At 67.3% G+C, this 13,422-nt stretch carries 12 protein-coding genes; 6 read left to right on the top strand and 6 right to left on the bottom strand.

What is annotated here, in order from left to right:
- Positions 1 to 6: 6 nt before the first annotated feature.
- A complete protein-coding gene (locus ASD68_RS12795; RefSeq protein WP_056083868.1) occupies positions 7 to 762 on the top strand; it encodes an SDR family NAD(P)-dependent oxidoreductase in 756 nt (251 codons plus the stop codon).
- Between the two features lie 6 nt (positions 763 to 768).
- Here the strand turns inward: ASD68_RS12795 and ASD68_RS12790 are convergent, their stop codons facing one another.
- From ASD68_RS12790 to speA, 3 genes are read right to left on the bottom strand one after another with little or no spacing between them, the layout of a single operon-like run.
- Entirely contained in the window at positions 769 to 1,938 is a 1,170-nt protein-coding gene (locus ASD68_RS12790; protein ID WP_056607340.1) for a patatin-like phospholipase family protein, read from the bottom strand.
- Positions 1,935 to 2,735 carry a 3-hydroxybutyrate dehydrogenase gene (locus ASD68_RS12785; protein WP_056083864.1) on the bottom strand — a complete coding sequence of 267 codons (801 nt, stop codon included), beginning with the start codon at positions 2,733 to 2,735 and terminating at the stop codon, positions 1,935 to 1,937. The genes ASD68_RS12790 and ASD68_RS12785 overlap by 4 nt, the downstream gene beginning before the upstream one ends.
- A gap of 37 nt (positions 2,736 to 2,772) precedes the next feature.
- Complete coding sequence (speA, locus tag ASD68_RS12780) at positions 2,773 to 4,662, bottom strand: biosynthetic arginine decarboxylase (RefSeq protein ID WP_056607586.1); 1,890 nt, start codon at positions 4,660 to 4,662, stop codon at positions 2,773 to 2,775.
- A gap of 299 nt (positions 4,663 to 4,961) precedes the next feature.
- On the opposite strand from speA, the gene speE reads away from it, so the two are divergent.
- Positions 4,962 to 5,816: a polyamine aminopropyltransferase gene (gene speE, locus ASD68_RS12775; protein WP_056083861.1), complete on the top strand. Its 855-nt coding sequence runs from the start codon at positions 4,962 to 4,964 to the stop codon at positions 5,814 to 5,816.
- Between the two features lie 279 nt (positions 5,817 to 6,095).
- Here speE and ASD68_RS12770 read toward each other — a convergent pair whose 3' ends face one another.
- Entirely contained in the window at positions 6,096 to 6,290 is a 195-nt protein-coding gene (locus ASD68_RS12770) for a hypothetical protein (protein WP_056083858.1), read from the bottom strand.
- Between the two features lie 160 nt (positions 6,291 to 6,450).
- Between ASD68_RS12770 and ASD68_RS12765 the strand changes: the two genes are divergently transcribed.
- The 4 genes from ASD68_RS12765 to ASD68_RS12750 all read left to right on the top strand — a co-directional run bounded on the left by ASD68_RS12765 (position 6,451) and on the right by ASD68_RS12750 (position 11,226).
- Positions 6,451 to 7,464, top strand: a complete 1,014-nt coding sequence (locus tag ASD68_RS12765) for a hypothetical protein (RefSeq protein WP_200945388.1) — start codon at positions 6,451 to 6,453, stop codon at positions 7,462 to 7,464.
- Positions 7,465 to 8,116: 652 nt separating this feature from the next.
- Positions 8,117 to 8,749: a ParA family protein gene (locus tag ASD68_RS12760; RefSeq protein WP_056607336.1), complete on the top strand. Its 633-nt coding sequence runs from the start codon at positions 8,117 to 8,119 to the stop codon at positions 8,747 to 8,749.
- Positions 8,750 to 8,798: 49 nt separating this feature from the next.
- Entirely contained in the window at positions 8,799 to 9,272 is a 474-nt protein-coding gene (locus ASD68_RS12755) for a histidine phosphatase family protein (protein WP_056083849.1), read from the top strand.
- Between the two features lie 82 nt (positions 9,273 to 9,354).
- Positions 9,355 to 11,226, top strand: coding sequence for a phospholipase D family protein (locus ASD68_RS12750; RefSeq protein WP_056607331.1), 1,872 nt, complete (start codon positions 9,355 to 9,357; stop codon positions 11,224 to 11,226).
- A 51-nt stretch (positions 11,227 to 11,277) separates the two neighbouring features.
- Here the strand turns inward: ASD68_RS12750 and ASD68_RS12745 are convergent, their stop codons facing one another.
- Together ASD68_RS12745 and ASD68_RS12740 are read right to left on the bottom strand one after the other, a co-directional pair.
- Positions 11,278 to 11,817 (bottom strand): energy transducer TonB, encoded by a 540-nt coding sequence (locus tag ASD68_RS12745; RefSeq protein ID WP_056083843.1) that lies wholly within the window; start codon positions 11,815 to 11,817, stop codon positions 11,278 to 11,280.
- Positions 11,818 to 11,835: 18 nt separating this feature from the next.
- Positions 11,836 to 13,122: an acetyl-CoA C-acetyltransferase gene (locus tag ASD68_RS12740; protein ID WP_056607329.1), complete on the bottom strand. Its 1,287-nt coding sequence runs from the start codon at positions 13,120 to 13,122 to the stop codon at positions 11,836 to 11,838.
- Between the last annotated feature and the right edge of the window lie 300 nt (positions 13,123 to 13,422).

Raw genomic sequence — 13,422 nt, 5'->3', positions numbered from 1 at the left:
TCGCTCATGACAACCAAGACTGCATGGATCACCGGCGCCACCTCCGGCTTCGGCGCCGCGGCTGTTGAACGCTTCGTGGCCGGTGGCTGGCGGGTGATCGCCAGCGGCCGTCGCGCCGAGCGATTGCAGCCACTGGTGGAACGCCACGGTGCCGAAAACGTGCATATCGCCGCGTTCGACATGCGCGACGAAGCCGCGATGCGCGCGGCGCATGCGGCGCTGCCGCCGGCCTTTGCCGACATCGACCTGCTGGTCAACAACGCCGGCCTGGCGCTGGGCACCGCGCCGGCGCAGCTGGCGGACCTGGCGCAGTGGAAGCAGATGATCGACACCAACGTCACCGCGCTGGTCACGATCACCCACCTGCTGTTGCCGCAACTGATCGAGCGCCGCGGCGCCATCGTCAACATCAGCTCGATTTCCGGCAGTTACGCCTACCGTGGCGGCAACGTGTACGGCGGCAGCAAGGCCTTCGTCACCCAGTTCTCGCAGAACCTGCGCGTGGACCTGCTTGGCACCGGCGTGCGGGTGTCGTCGATCGAGCCGGGCATGGCCGAAACCGAATTCACCCTGGTACGCACCGGCGGTGACCAGACCGCCTCCGACCAGCTCTATGCCGGCGTCCACCCGATCACCGCAGGCGATATCGCCGACACCATCTGGTGGATCGCCAACCTGCCCCCGCACCTCAACATCAACCGGGTCGAAGTGATGCCGGTCAACCAGTCAGCGGCCGGCTTGCAGGTGCACCGCGACAGCTGAACCCGCTCAGCCAGCCCCTTTGCGATGCACGTCGTGCGTCACGAACGGGCGCTCCGGATCGGGCACGGCCAGCCAGTGCGGGTGGGCCAGGGTGTGGCGCATGTCGTCCAGGCCGCTCTGCCAGTGGCTGCGCATGCTGGTGGCGCTGAACTCGTAATCCTTGAAGTGGCCTTCGTGCGGCCGGTCCTGGTAGATCAGGTGGATCACGTTGGTGAGTGCCTCGGCGGCGCGCGCCTCGGCATGGCGGTACGCCGGGTCGTTGCGCCGATCTTCCGGCACCAGCGCCATCACGTCATGCAGCAGGCGACGCTGCTCCTGCGTCCGCCGCATGAATTCCGTGACCAGGCGGGTGCGGCTGGAATACTGGATTTCCTTGCTGCGCTCGGCCACGTCGGCGAGGTCGCGTGGCGGCGTGCCGCGGGCGCTCCAAAGATCGACCTGGAACACCAGCGTGTCGCAACCGGGGCGCTCGCTCAGCACCTCGTACAGCGGCGTGTTGGAGACCATGCCGCCGTCCCAGTAGAACTCGCCATCGATCTCCACCGCGGGAAAGCCCGGCGGCAGCGCGCCGGAGGCCATGAAATGCTCGGGCCGCAGGCGCTCGCGGCGGTTGTCGAAGTAGGCGAAGTTGCCCGTGCGCACGTTCACCGCGCCGACCGCCACATGCATCGTGCGCGCATCGTTGAGGCGGTCGAAATCGACCAGCCGCTCCAGCGTGGCGCGCAGCGGCGTGGTGTCGTACCAGCTGACGCTGCCGGGCGTGGCATGCGCGCCCAGGAACGGCGGTGGCTGGCGCGGATGGAAGAAGCCGGCCTGGCCCTCGGTCATCGCGCGCCACGCGGCCAGGCCGCTCACGCCGTTGAGCCATGCCGTGGGCCAGGCCACCGCATCGAACCACGGCAGCGTCGGCACATCCGGCCACAGCGGCGGGCGGCAGATCGCCTCCCAGAATTCGCGCAGCCGTTCCACCCGCTGTCCGGGCGCATTGCCGGCGATGACCGCCGCGTTCAGCGCGCCGATCGAGATGCCGGCCAGCCGGTTCGGTTGCAGGCCGGCCTCGTCCAACGCCTCGAACACGCCGGCCTGGTAGGCACCGAGCGCTCCGCCGCCCTGCAACACCAGCGCGACGGTGCGGTAATCGCGGGCTACCGTCTCGGCCAGCGACGGGTTGCTCACTGCATGAACCACCCGTGGCTGACCACGACCGACTGGCCGGTCAGCGCCGCACTGGGGAAAGTCGCCAGGAACAGCGCCGTCTGCGCGATGTCCTCCACCGTGGTGAACACGCCATCGACGGTGTCCTTCAGCATCACGTCGCTGACCACCTGGTCCTCGCTGATGCCCAGCTCCTTCGCCTGCTCGGGAATCTGCTTTTCCACCAGCGGCGTGCGCACGAAACCGGGGCAGATCACGTGCGAACGCACGTTGTGCGGCGCGCCCTCTTTGGCCAGCGTGCGCGCCAGGCCCAGCAGGCCGTGCTTGGCCGCCACGTACGGCGCCTTCAGCCGCGACGCTTCGTGCGAATGTACCGAGCCCATGTAGATCACGATGCCGCCATGGCTCCGGCCCTGTTCGTCCTTGCGGTACATGTGGCGCAGCGCAGCCCGGGTGGTGAGGAAACCGCCATCGAGATGGATGGCCATGACCTTCTTCCAGTCGGCGTAGCTGAACTGGTCGATCGGATTGATGATCTGCACGCCTGCGTTGGAAACCAGGACGTCCAGACGGCCAAACGTCGCCACCACCTGGTCGGTGCCGGCATCGACGGAGGCCTCGTCGGTCACGTCCATCGCGACACCCATTGCGGTGCCGCCGGCCGCGTTGATCTGCGCGGCCACGGCATCGGCCGCCTCCTGGCGGATGTCCGCGATCGCCACCTTCGCGCCACGTTCGGCGTAAACCTCCGCGATTGCCTTGCCGATACCGCTGGCCGCGCCGGTGACCAATGCAACCTTGCCATTGAGACTTGTCATGCGTTGCTCCTGCGTTGCGTGAATCGTGGGCTTGCGATCAATGCGTGTCTTCGGCCAGATAGGTGTATGCGGTGAGGCCGCCATTGAGCATGTGGTAGAGCTGATCGGCCTCGGCGCCGGTCACGTCGGCACCGGCGATGCGCTCGCGGTAGCTGCGGCGCAGGGCTTCGAGATCGTAGCCCACGTAATCGAGCATCAGGTCGGTGGTGTCGCCGCGGCGCTGGTGGGCGAACACGAAGCCGTCGCCTTCCACGCGCACGTTCACCGCGTCGGTGTCGCCGAACAGGTTGTGGATGTCGCCCAGGGTCTCCTGGTAGGCGCCGACCATGAAGATGCCCAGCCGGTAGCTTTCGTCGTCTTTCAGCGCATGCAGCGCCAGGCTCACGTCGACGCCCTCGGCATCGACATAGTGGTCGATGCGGCCGTCGGAGTCGCAGGTGAGGTCGACGATGACGCCGCGACGCGTCGGCTCCTCGTCCAGCCGCGCGATCGGCGCGATGGGGAAGATCTGGCCGATCGCCCACACGTCGGGGATCGATTCGAACACCGAGAAATTGGCGAAATACTTGTCGACCAGCTTCTCGTCCAGCTCATCCAGCGCGCCGCGATGCGAGCGCTCGGCCGGCAGCAGGCGCGTGCGCACGGCATTGGCCACCGCGTAGTACATCTCGTCCAGCCGCGCGCGGTCGGCCAGCGCCAGCTGGCCCAGCGCGTACAGCGTCTGGCCTTCGGCCAGGTGGTGCTGGGCTTCGTGGAACAGCTCCAGCGGCGGGCGGTGATCGAGTTCGGCCCAGATCTCGCGCAGGTGGCGCAGCACCATCGGCTCGTCCGCCGCCGGCGGTGGAATCGTGCCGGCGGGCACCTGTTCGACCTCGGTCACGTTGACCACCATCACCGCATGGTGCGCGGTCATGGCGCGGCCCGATTCGGTGAGGATGTGCGGCGCCGGCAGGCCCTCGGCCGCGGCGGCTTCGGACAGCGACTGCACGATGGTGGAGGCGTACTGCTCGATCGAGTAGTTGATCGAGTTGTAGCTGCGCGAGCGCGAGCCGTCGTAATCCACGCCCAGACCGCCACCCACGTCCACGATCTCCAGCGGCACGCCCATGCGGCTCAGCTCCACGAAATACCGCGTGGCCTCGCGCATGCCGTTGGCGATGTCGCGCACGTTGGAAATCTGCGAGCCCATGTGGAAATGCTGCAGCTTCAATGTGTGTTTGAGCCCGGCCGCATCCAGCCGCTGGATCAGCGTCAGCACCTGGTTCGGCGACAGCCCGAACTTGCCCTTGTCGCCACCGGTGTTCTGCCACTTGCCCGCGCCGATGGATGCCAGGCGCACGCGCACGCCCAGCAGCGGCTCCACGTCCAGCGCCTTGGCCTCGCTGAACACATGGTCCAGCTCGGACAGTTTCTCGATCACGATGTGCACGCGCAGGCCGAGTTTCTTGCCGATCAGCGCCAGGCGGATGTATTCGCGATCCTTGTAGCCGTTGCAGATCACGATGGAACCGGGCCGCGCCATCGCCAGCACCGCCATCAGCTCGGGTTTGGAGCCCGCTTCCAGGCCGAAACCGTGGGTGCCGGCGGCCACCAGCTCACCGGCCACGCCGCGCTGCTGGTTAACCTTGATCGGGTAGATGGCGGTATAGCCACCGGCGTAGTCGTACTCGGCAATCGCCTGGGCGAACGCGGCCTGCATGTGCGCCAGCCGGTCGGCGAGGATGTCGGGAAAACGCACCAGCAGCGGCAGCCGCAGGCCGTCGGCGCGGGCGCGTTCCACGATCGCCGGCAGCGACAGCGCCGGGCCGCCGGGGCCACGCGGCTGCATCACCATCTCGCCGGCGGCGCTCACGTCCACGTAGCCATCGCCCCAGTGCGGCACTGCGTAGGTGTGGCGGGCGTCGTCGGTAGTCCACTGTTTCGCCATCGATGTCATCTCCTGTGCAGCCGGCGCTGACGGCATCCACCGTCGCGGGCCACGTTTCCACGGATGATCGTCGCAGCGGCGGACCTTGACGGAGTACTTCGGTGTAGCCACCAGGCCCGTACGACCGGAAGCCTCGCACGCCGCGGGGCCGATCGGGCTTGTCGGCACCAGCGCGTTCTGCGCCCGGATGCCAGCGGCCATTGTAATGGCGGCTCGTGACGATAGGGACACGGCGGCCCGCAGGCGTTGCCGCTACAATGGGCGGCCTCGTCATCCCACGGTTTTCCAGGACACCCGCCATGTCGCAGCAGCTCAGCTGGTTCACCGAAGCCCACCAGGCCTCCGGTTCCTCCATCGGTTTCCGCACCGAGCAATTGCTGCACGCGGAGAAGACCCCGTTCCAGAACATCGAGATCTACCAGACCACCGACTGGGGCAACCTGATGGTGATCGATGGCTGCGTGATGCTCACCACGCGCGACAACTTCTTTTACCACGAGATGATGACCCACCCGGCGCTGTTCACCCATGCGCGCGCCAAGCGCGTGGTGATCATCGGCGGCGGCGACTGCGGCACGCTGCGCGAGGTGCTGAAGCACGAGGAAGTCGAGAATGCCGTGCAGGTGGAAATCGACGAGCGCGTGACGCGCCTGGCGGAGGAGTATTTCCCCGAGCTGTGCGAGGCCAACAACGACCCGCGCGCCGAGCTGCTGTTCATCGACGGCATCAAGTACATGGCCGACGCCGAGCCCGATTCGCTGGACCTGATCATCGTCGACTCCACCGATCCGGTGGGCCCGGCCGAAGGCCTGTTCAACGTGGCCTTCTACGCCAGCTGCTACAAGGCGCTGCGCCACGGCGGCCTGCTGGTGCAGCAGAGCGAATCGCCGCTGGCGCACCTGGACCTGATCAAGTCGATGCGCTCGGCCATGCGCACGTCGGGCTTCAGCGCAGTGAAGACGCTGCCGTTCCCGCAGCCGTGCTACCCCACCGGCTGGTGGAGCTGCACCATGGCGCGCAAGGGCGGCGACCTGTCCGGTTTCCGCGAGCGCGGCGCCGCCGCCAAGAACTTCCCCACCCGTTACTACAACGCCGAAGTGCACAAGGGCGCGCTGGCGCAGCCGGAGTTCATGCGCGAGGAGTTGGGGGAGTAGGCGAGCTTCCCGCGGCCTGTTCCTGCCTTGTCGATAAACGGAAAAGCCCGCGGGCACCGTAATCTCCTCTCCCCTTTGGGGAGAGGAGACAGGAGAGGGGGCGGTGCTTGCGGGGGGAGCTGTTGGCGCAGCTTTTCGGCGTCGTGGACAGCTTCGTTGGGGTTTCGCGCGGCGTGTCCCCTCTCCCCTGCCCTCTCCCCAAGGGGAGAGGGTATTACGGCTTGATCTGGCGCTGAGGTTTGGCAATTACGGCTACGCATGAGCCGGCCGCGGGTGCCTTCAGAACATCTTTGATCGCACTTTGGGCAGCAGCACCAGCACCAGTGTCGCCAGCGGTCCGAGTATCAGTGACAGCAGGAACCACAGCAGGCCGCTGCGGTTCTTGCCTTGTGCCAGGGCGGCGTTGATCAACGCCAGCGTGCCCCAGCCGGCGAACCACGGCGCACCGTCGGCCCATGTGGGAAATTGACTCACGGCGGTCTCCTTTGGGTTGCCGCTGCGCCTTCGCGCTGAACAGACGGCCATATTCGTACCGCCAAGCCTCGCGCAAGCGCGCTCGCCGTGCAAACCGTGCGATCAGCCGCGCTTAAGATTCAGCCGTTAAGCTGGGGACTTTGTTTGTCTGGAGAGCATCATGCGCGGATTGCGCTATGTATGGCTGGCTTGCGCATTGACCACGATGGCGGCGCCGGCGTGGGCCGCTCGCCATCCAAAACCCGCGACAAACCACAAGGCCGATGTGGCCCGCGACAAGGCGCTGGCCGGTTTCCAGCGCGATCTGGTCAGCGTGCTGGCGCCGCGCGCCGATGCCTTGCCGCTGCTCGGTGCCGCCCTGCTGGCCCGACCGCTGCCCAACCAACCCAAGTACAACAGCTTCCACGCATTGATCGAGCGTGCGGCGCAGGCGCAGGACGCGGGCCCGGCCATCGACTGGATGCGCCTGGCCGATTGCGACGCCAAGGCGGATGCCTGCCCCAACCGCGAGGCGCTGAGCGCCTTGCAGGCCAAGGCGCCCGACAATGCCGCCGTCTGGCTGCTCAAACTCGGCGACGACCAGCGCCAGCTGCACGACGACGCGGCACGCCAGGATCTGGCCCGCGCCGCCGGTGCGAAGCTGTATGACGATTACGCCGGCATCAGCCTGAAGGCCCTCGCCAGCACCGTCGCCGTGCTGCCGCCACCGGCCGCCACGCTGGATCCCAACGACACCGCCGGCGCCGCCGGCCTGCAGGTGATGATGGTGTTCGGCAGCGCCCGCGCCCAACCGCAACCGAACCTGCCGGCCGCCGCCAAGCTGTGCGAAGGCGCGGCCGACGATGCCGCGCTGAAGGCCGATTGCCTGAAACTGGGCAAGGTACTGGAGTGGGGCTCCAGCCCGCTGGCCCGCTCGCTGGGCCTGCACCTGCGCGAAACCCTGGCCGACGATGCGGCGCAACAGGAAGACGCCCGCCAGGCCCGCCGCAACCTCGTGTGGCAGGTGCAGAACTTCGCCGCCCTCTCCGCCCACGCGCAAACCGACCCCGCCGTGGCCCAGCACCTGCTGACCCTGGCCCGCAACGGCGGCAGCGAAATGAGCCTGATGCTGGCCGCCCTGCGCAACGCCGGCATCGCCGCCGAAGCGCCAGCGGACTGGAAACCCGGGAGCTGAGGGGCCGCTTCCCGCGAGCACCCGCCCCTCTCCTCAATCCTCTCCCCAAAGGGGAGAGGAGGTCGCAGTACGGCACAGCCGCACTATTCGACGACGACCCGCGCAACAGCAAGAAGCCGCACCACCCCAACCTCAGCGCCCAAAAGCACCGTAATCCCCTCTCCCCTTGGGGAGAGGGCAGGGAGAGGGGACACGCCGCGGGAAAGCCCCAACGACGCGACTCACGACGCCGAAAGCCCAACGAAGAGAGGCCACGCCGCGGGCGACCCAACAAAGCTGCTCCCGCCGTCCCAAAGCCTCTTCCGCCGGACCTCCCCGCAAGCACCGGCCCCTCTCCTGTGTCCTCTCCCCAATGGGGAGAGGAGGTCACGGTGCCCTCGGGCTTCTGTGTTCATCGACCCAGCCACCAACAACGCGGCAAACACCAAACCTGTGTCCTCCCCCAAGGGGAGAGGACGGTCACAGTGCCTTCGAGCCTCGATGTTTGACGGCTTGGCACGGCTACGCTCAGGGCGAATGGTGGAGTTGTGCGACGCCGTTGTCATTCCCGGCTCCCGGTTCGCCATCTTCGATATCGCTTTCCGCTCGCCCGTTCCCCTTTACCCCTTCCGCGGGTTAGGCTTGATCCACCTTCCGGGGCAAGGGTCAACCGATGCTTACGACGCTGGTGGCATGCAGCAAGGGTGGTTGCGGCAAGAGCACGCTGGTGACGCAACTGGCGTCATACTGGGCACAGGCGGGGCAGCGTACCGCCATCGTCGATGCCGACAAGCAGCATTCCAGTTTCCACTGGGCCGAGTTGCGACCCGACAACGTACCCGGCGTGCTGGCGCTGGAGGGCGGCCGCCGCGGGCTGCAGCGAGTGCCGGACGATACGCAGCAATTGCTGATCGACACCCCCGCCGGCGTAGGCGAGCGTGAACTCGAACCCTATCTCGAACTGGCCAACGTGCTGCTGGTGCCGGTGTTGCCGTCGTCGTTCGACCTCGACGCCACGCTGCGTTTCCTGGACGAACTCAAGGCCATCAACCGCATCAAGCGCGGCAAGTTGCCGGTGGCGCTGGTCGCCAACCGGCTCAAGCCGTGGACCCACGCCAGCCAGGACGCGCTGACGCGACTGGCCGAGGAGTCGCCTTTCCCGATCGCCGCGCAACTGCGCGACAGCCAGGCCTACGTGCTGCTGAGCGCGCTGGGCAAGGGCATTTTCGATTACCAATCCGAGCAGGTGCGCAACCACCAACAGGACTGGAAAGCATTGCTGCGTTGGATCAAGCGCCACCCATGACCCTCGGAGCAGGATCGATCGACCCGCCCCCACCATCACGGAGTCACTCATGCACGAATTGATCCTGCTGCGGCACGCCGAAGCCGTCCCCATAGAAACCAGCGGCGACGATCGCCAGCGCCCGCTCAGCGCCCACGGCGAACAGGAAGCGCAGGCGGCGGGGCTGTGGCTGGCCAGCCACAATATCCGTCCGCAGCGCGTGCTGTGCTCGCCGGCGCGGCGCACCACCGAGACCGCGAGGCTGGCGCTGACCGCGCTGGATTCACTGCCGGTGCCGCAACTGGCTGAGGAAATCTACGACGCCTCGCCGGGCGAACTGCTGGCCCTGCTCGACCAGCATGGCGATATTGGTTCGGTGATGCTGGTGGGCCACAACCCCGGCATCGAGCGGCTGGTGGCCCTGTTGGTGGAAGGCCGCTCGGACGATTTCCGCGGCATGCCGCCGGGCGCGCTGGCGGTATTGCATCTGGATGGCATGCTGGAGCCGGGGAATGCCCGGCTGGACGCGTTCTGGTCGCCGTGATCGCCGCGTCGGGCTGAGCACCGGGCGCGGCACCGCGCCTCCGTCATCAACGCCCTCACGACACTGCCCGTATCATGCGCGCATGTCGTCACGCCTCTTTTCCCTGTCCCTTCTACTCGCAGCCTTGCTGTTGCAAGGCTGCGCCGTGTCGCGCGCGAAAATCCACCAGGCCGACCTGGCGGTGGCCGACACCATCGACCGCCAGCTCACCTGCCAGCAAGCCGACCATTGCGCCCAGCCCTCGCCGCTGCTGCAGGCGGCGGACAGCGCGCTGGCCCAATCCACGCCGGAGCAACCGATGCATGTGGTCACCCTGCTCGACGACAGCGAGCCGGCGCTGGCCGCGCGGGTGAACCTGGTGCGCGCCGCGCGCAAGTCGATCGACGTGCAGACCTTCATCTGGGCCCAGGACGACGCCGGCCAGCTGATGTTGAACGAGCTGGTGCAGGCGGCGCGACGCGGCGTGACCGTGCGCATCCTGGCCGACCAGCTGTTCTCCTTCAACGACCTGGACCTGCTCGACCGGCTGGTGCGCGCCAGCGTCAACCTGCACGTGCGGCTGTACAACCCCACCTTCCACAACGCACGCACGCCGCCACTGGAGTTCGCCGCCGGCGTGATCTGCTGTTTCATGAAGTTCAACCAGCGCATGCACAACAAGCTGCTGGTGGTGGACGACAGCATCGGCATCACCGGCGGGCGCAACTACGAGGATCGCTACTTCAACTGGGATGACGACTTCAATTACGTCGACCGCGACGTGATGGTCGCCGGGCCGGCCGCGCGCGAGATGGCCGACAGTTTCGACCTGTTCTGGAACCACCGCCGCTCCGTGCCGCTGACCCACCTGCGCGATCTCAACAAGCGCATCCTGTCCGATGACGAGGCGCCGACCTGGCGCCCACCGCAGTACCGACGACCCTTGCGCGTGGCGCAGGTGCAACAGGCCGCGGAGGATCCGTCGTGGCTGCATGCGTGGCTGGTCGCGCCGGGCATCGAAGTCGGCAACGTGGATTACTTCAGCGACATGCCGACCAAGACCCGCGCGCCCAAGCGGGCACGCGCGCAGGTATTCACCCGCCACATCATGCACATGATCGCCAGCGCGAAACGCGAGGTACTGCTGCAGACGCCGTACCTGGTGATGAGCGACCAGGCGCAGAAGATTTTCCGCCGGCTGCACAAGCGCGCCGAACCGCCGCGCATCGTGGTGTCCACCAACTCGCTGGCGTCCACCGACGCGTTCGCCGTGTACGCCATGTCGTACAAGCACCGCAAACGCTACCTCACCAAATTCGGTTTCGAGATCCACGAGATGAAGCCGCACGCGGTGGCCGCGGCGGTCGACAACGAACTGGCCAACCTGGGCATGGATTCGCCGACGCCGGCACCGGAAACCGCCACACCGGCCAGCGCCCGCCAGGCGCGCTTCCACCTGCTGGGCAGCCGCGGCAGCAGCAGCCGGCCAGCGCCGTTGCTCAGCGAAGGCCGCCGCTTCGGACTGCACGCCAAGTCGATCGTGGTGGACGACAACTTTGCCATGGTCGGCTCGCACAATTTCGACCCGCGCTCGGATCACTACAACACCGAATCGGGCGTCATCGTCTACGACCGGCATTTTGCCGACGAACTGCGCAGCTCCATCCTGCGCGACACGCAACCGGAAAACGCCTGGGTGATCGCGCCACGCCGCCCCGTGGTGCCGGTGCTGACGGACATCAACCAGGCTATCGGCACCGTCTCCGAACACCTTCCGCTGTTCGACCTGTGGCCGTTCCGCTACGCCACCAGCTACGACTTGAAGCCCGGCTGCCAGCCCCTGCTGGCCAGCGACCCCAACTTCTTCAACTGCTACCGGCCTGTGGGCGATTTCCCGGACGTGGCGCTGTCACCGAAGCTGATCATCACGCGGCTGATTACCGCGTTCGGCGTGGGGGCGAAAGGGATTCTTTGAGGAAGCAGGGAATGGGAATCGGAGGGCAGCGCGCTCCGGTCGCGGCGCGGTTTACGGTGCGCGGGCGAGGCTGTCCTGGTGCGAGGAGAAGCGCATCGGCAGTTCGCCGCTGACACCGGCGGGGTGATCGGCCGGTACGGCGAAGCGCCAGCCGCGCACGCTGCGCAAGGCGTGTTCGTCCAGCACCGGGTCACCGCTGGATTCGACCAGGCTGGCGCGGTCGACCTGGCCGCGGCCATCGGTATCGACGTGCACCACCACGCGGCCGTCCAGATGGCCGCGCAGCTTGTACCACGGTTGCGTGGTGTCATACGGCATCGCCACCGGCTCCAGCGGAGCGGGCGGTGATGGCGTGGCGGCAGGCGCCACTTCCTGCGGCGCGGTGCGAACGACCTTCGCCTTCGCCACGTGCACCGGCGCACGCGCATGCCGCTGCACGGGTGCCTTGGCGATGGTGGCCGAATGGCGGCTCGGCGTCTTCGCCACCGGGCCGCTCCAGCCGGCCGTCAGCGTGCTGAGCCAGCCGGTGCCGGCGATGCCGCCAGCCAGCAGCAGCAAGCTAAGACCGGTGGTGGTGCGAAGGCGTGGCATGTCGATACGGGCCGCGACTCACGGCCGCTCGAGAATCGCGGTGACGCCCATGCCGCCGGCGGTGCAGATCGAGATCAGCCCGCGGCCGCTGCCCTTCTGCTCCAGCAGCTTGGCCAAGGTGGCGATGATGCGCGCGCCGGTGGCGGCGAACGGATGGCCCACGGCCAGGCTGGAACCGTGCACGTTGAGTTTGGCCGGATCGATCGAACCCAGCGGCGCCTCCAGCCCCAGCCGGTTCTTGCAGTACTCGGCCGATTCCCACGCACGCAAGGTGCACAACACCTGTGCCGCGAACGCCTCGTGGATTTCGTAGTAATCGAAATCCTGCAGGGTGAGGCCGTTGCGCGCCAGCAGGCGCGGCACGGCGACGGTGGGCGCCATCAGCAGGCCCTCGCCGTGCACGAAATCCACCGCGGCCACTTCCGCATCGCGCAGATAGGCCTGGATTTTCAGCCCGTGGCGCGCGGCCCAGTCATCGCTGGCCAGCAACACTGCGGCCGAGCCGTCTGACAAGCCGGTGGAGTTGCCCGCTGTCAGCGTGCCCTGGCCGGAACGCTTGTCGAACGCCGGCTTCAGCGAAGCCAGTTTTTCCAGCGTGGAATCCGGGCGCAGGAAACCGTCGCGCTTCAGCCCGCGAAACGGCACCACCAGATCATCGAAGAAGCCGCTCTCGTACGCCGCCGCCAGCTTGCGGTGGCTGTCCAGCGCCAGCTGATCCTGCGCTTCGCGGCTGATGTGCCACTCCTTCGCCATCAGCTCGCAGTGGTCGCCCATCGACTTGTTGGTGCGCGGCTCGGCCACGCCGGGAAACGCGGGTTTCAATTCGCGGAATGAGAAGCCGTGCAGCGCCACCTTCAACTTGTCCAGCGGCGTCTTGGCCCGGTTCATCGCCAGCAGGCGCTTGCGCAGACGTCGGCCGTAGACGATCGGCACGTCGCTGGTGGTGTCCGAGCCGGCCGCGATGCCCGCCTCGATCTGCCCGGCGGCGATCTTGTTGGCCACGATGATCGCGTTGTCCAGCGAGGTGCCGCAGGCGCGCGCCGTGGTGATGCCCGGCGTGGTCGGTGCCAACCCGGACGACAGCAGTGCCTCGCGCGCCAGGTTCCAGTCCGCCGCGTGCTTGATCACCGCACCCAGCGCCACTTCGCCCAGCTCCACCCCATGCAGTCCGTAGCGTTCCACCAGCGCGCCGAGCACCTTTACCGACAAGCCGAAATTGCCGACTTCGGCGTAGGCCGTGTTGTTGCGGCAGAACGGAATACGTACCCCGCCAACCACACCGACGCGCTTCTGCGTGTTCTCCATGCTCAGGACGATCCGAAAATATCAAGTCTCACAAGGCTAACCCGCAGTGCATCCGGGGGAAACCCCACCACGGCGCGGGGTGGCAGGTTCATTCAGCCGCGGCGAACCGCAACCGCCACCCCTCGGCACCACAAAAAAGCCGTAATCCCCCTCTCCCCTGCGGGGAGAGGGCAGGGAGAGGGGGCACACGCCGCGGGGAAACCGCGACGAAGCGGAACACGCAGCAGGGAAACCCCAACGAAACCACGCCGCCGAAAACTCCATCCATCAACCTCCCCCGCAAGCACCGGCCCCTCTCCT

This window comes from Rhodanobacter sp. Root627, assembly GCF_001427835.1.
Classification (GTDB): Bacteria; Pseudomonadota; Gammaproteobacteria; order Xanthomonadales; family Rhodanobacteraceae; genus Rhodanobacter; species Rhodanobacter ginsenosidimutans.
The sequence above is the reverse complement of the archived record's forward strand: the minus strand, read 5'-3'. Positions and strand labels throughout refer to the sequence as shown.

What these genes read in the sequence shown, in the direction of transcription:
- ASD68_RS12795 (WP_056083868.1), top strand. Translation starts at nt 7, where the DNA reads ATGACAACCAAGACTGCATGGATCACCGGCGCCACCTCCGGCTTCGGC.
- ASD68_RS12785 (WP_056083864.1), bottom strand. Translation starts at nt 2,735, where the DNA reads ATGACAAGTCTCAATGGCAAGGTTGCATTGGTCACCGGCGCGGCCAGC.
- speA (WP_056607586.1), bottom strand. Translation starts at nt 4,662, where the DNA reads ATGGCGAAACAGTGGACTACCGACGACGCCCGCCACACCTACGCAGTG.
- speE (WP_056083861.1), top strand. Translation starts at nt 4,962, where the DNA reads ATGTCGCAGCAGCTCAGCTGGTTCACCGAAGCCCACCAGGCCTCCGGT.
- ASD68_RS12765 (WP_200945388.1), top strand. Translation starts at nt 6,451, where the DNA reads ATGCGCGGATTGCGCTATGTATGGCTGGCTTGCGCATTGACCACGATG.
- ASD68_RS12760 (WP_056607336.1), top strand. Translation starts at nt 8,117, where the DNA reads ATGCTTACGACGCTGGTGGCATGCAGCAAGGGTGGTTGCGGCAAGAGC.
- ASD68_RS12755 (WP_056083849.1), top strand. Translation starts at nt 8,799, where the DNA reads ATGCACGAATTGATCCTGCTGCGGCACGCCGAAGCCGTCCCCATAGAA.
- ASD68_RS12750 (WP_056607331.1), top strand. Translation starts at nt 9,355, where the DNA reads ATGTCGTCACGCCTCTTTTCCCTGTCCCTTCTACTCGCAGCCTTGCTG.
- ASD68_RS12745 (WP_056083843.1), bottom strand. Translation starts at nt 11,817, where the DNA reads ATGCCACGCCTTCGCACCACCACCGGTCTTAGCTTGCTGCTGCTGGCT.
- ASD68_RS12740 (WP_056607329.1), bottom strand. Translation starts at nt 13,122, where the DNA reads ATGGAGAACACGCAGAAGCGCGTCGGTGTGGTTGGCGGGGTACGTATT.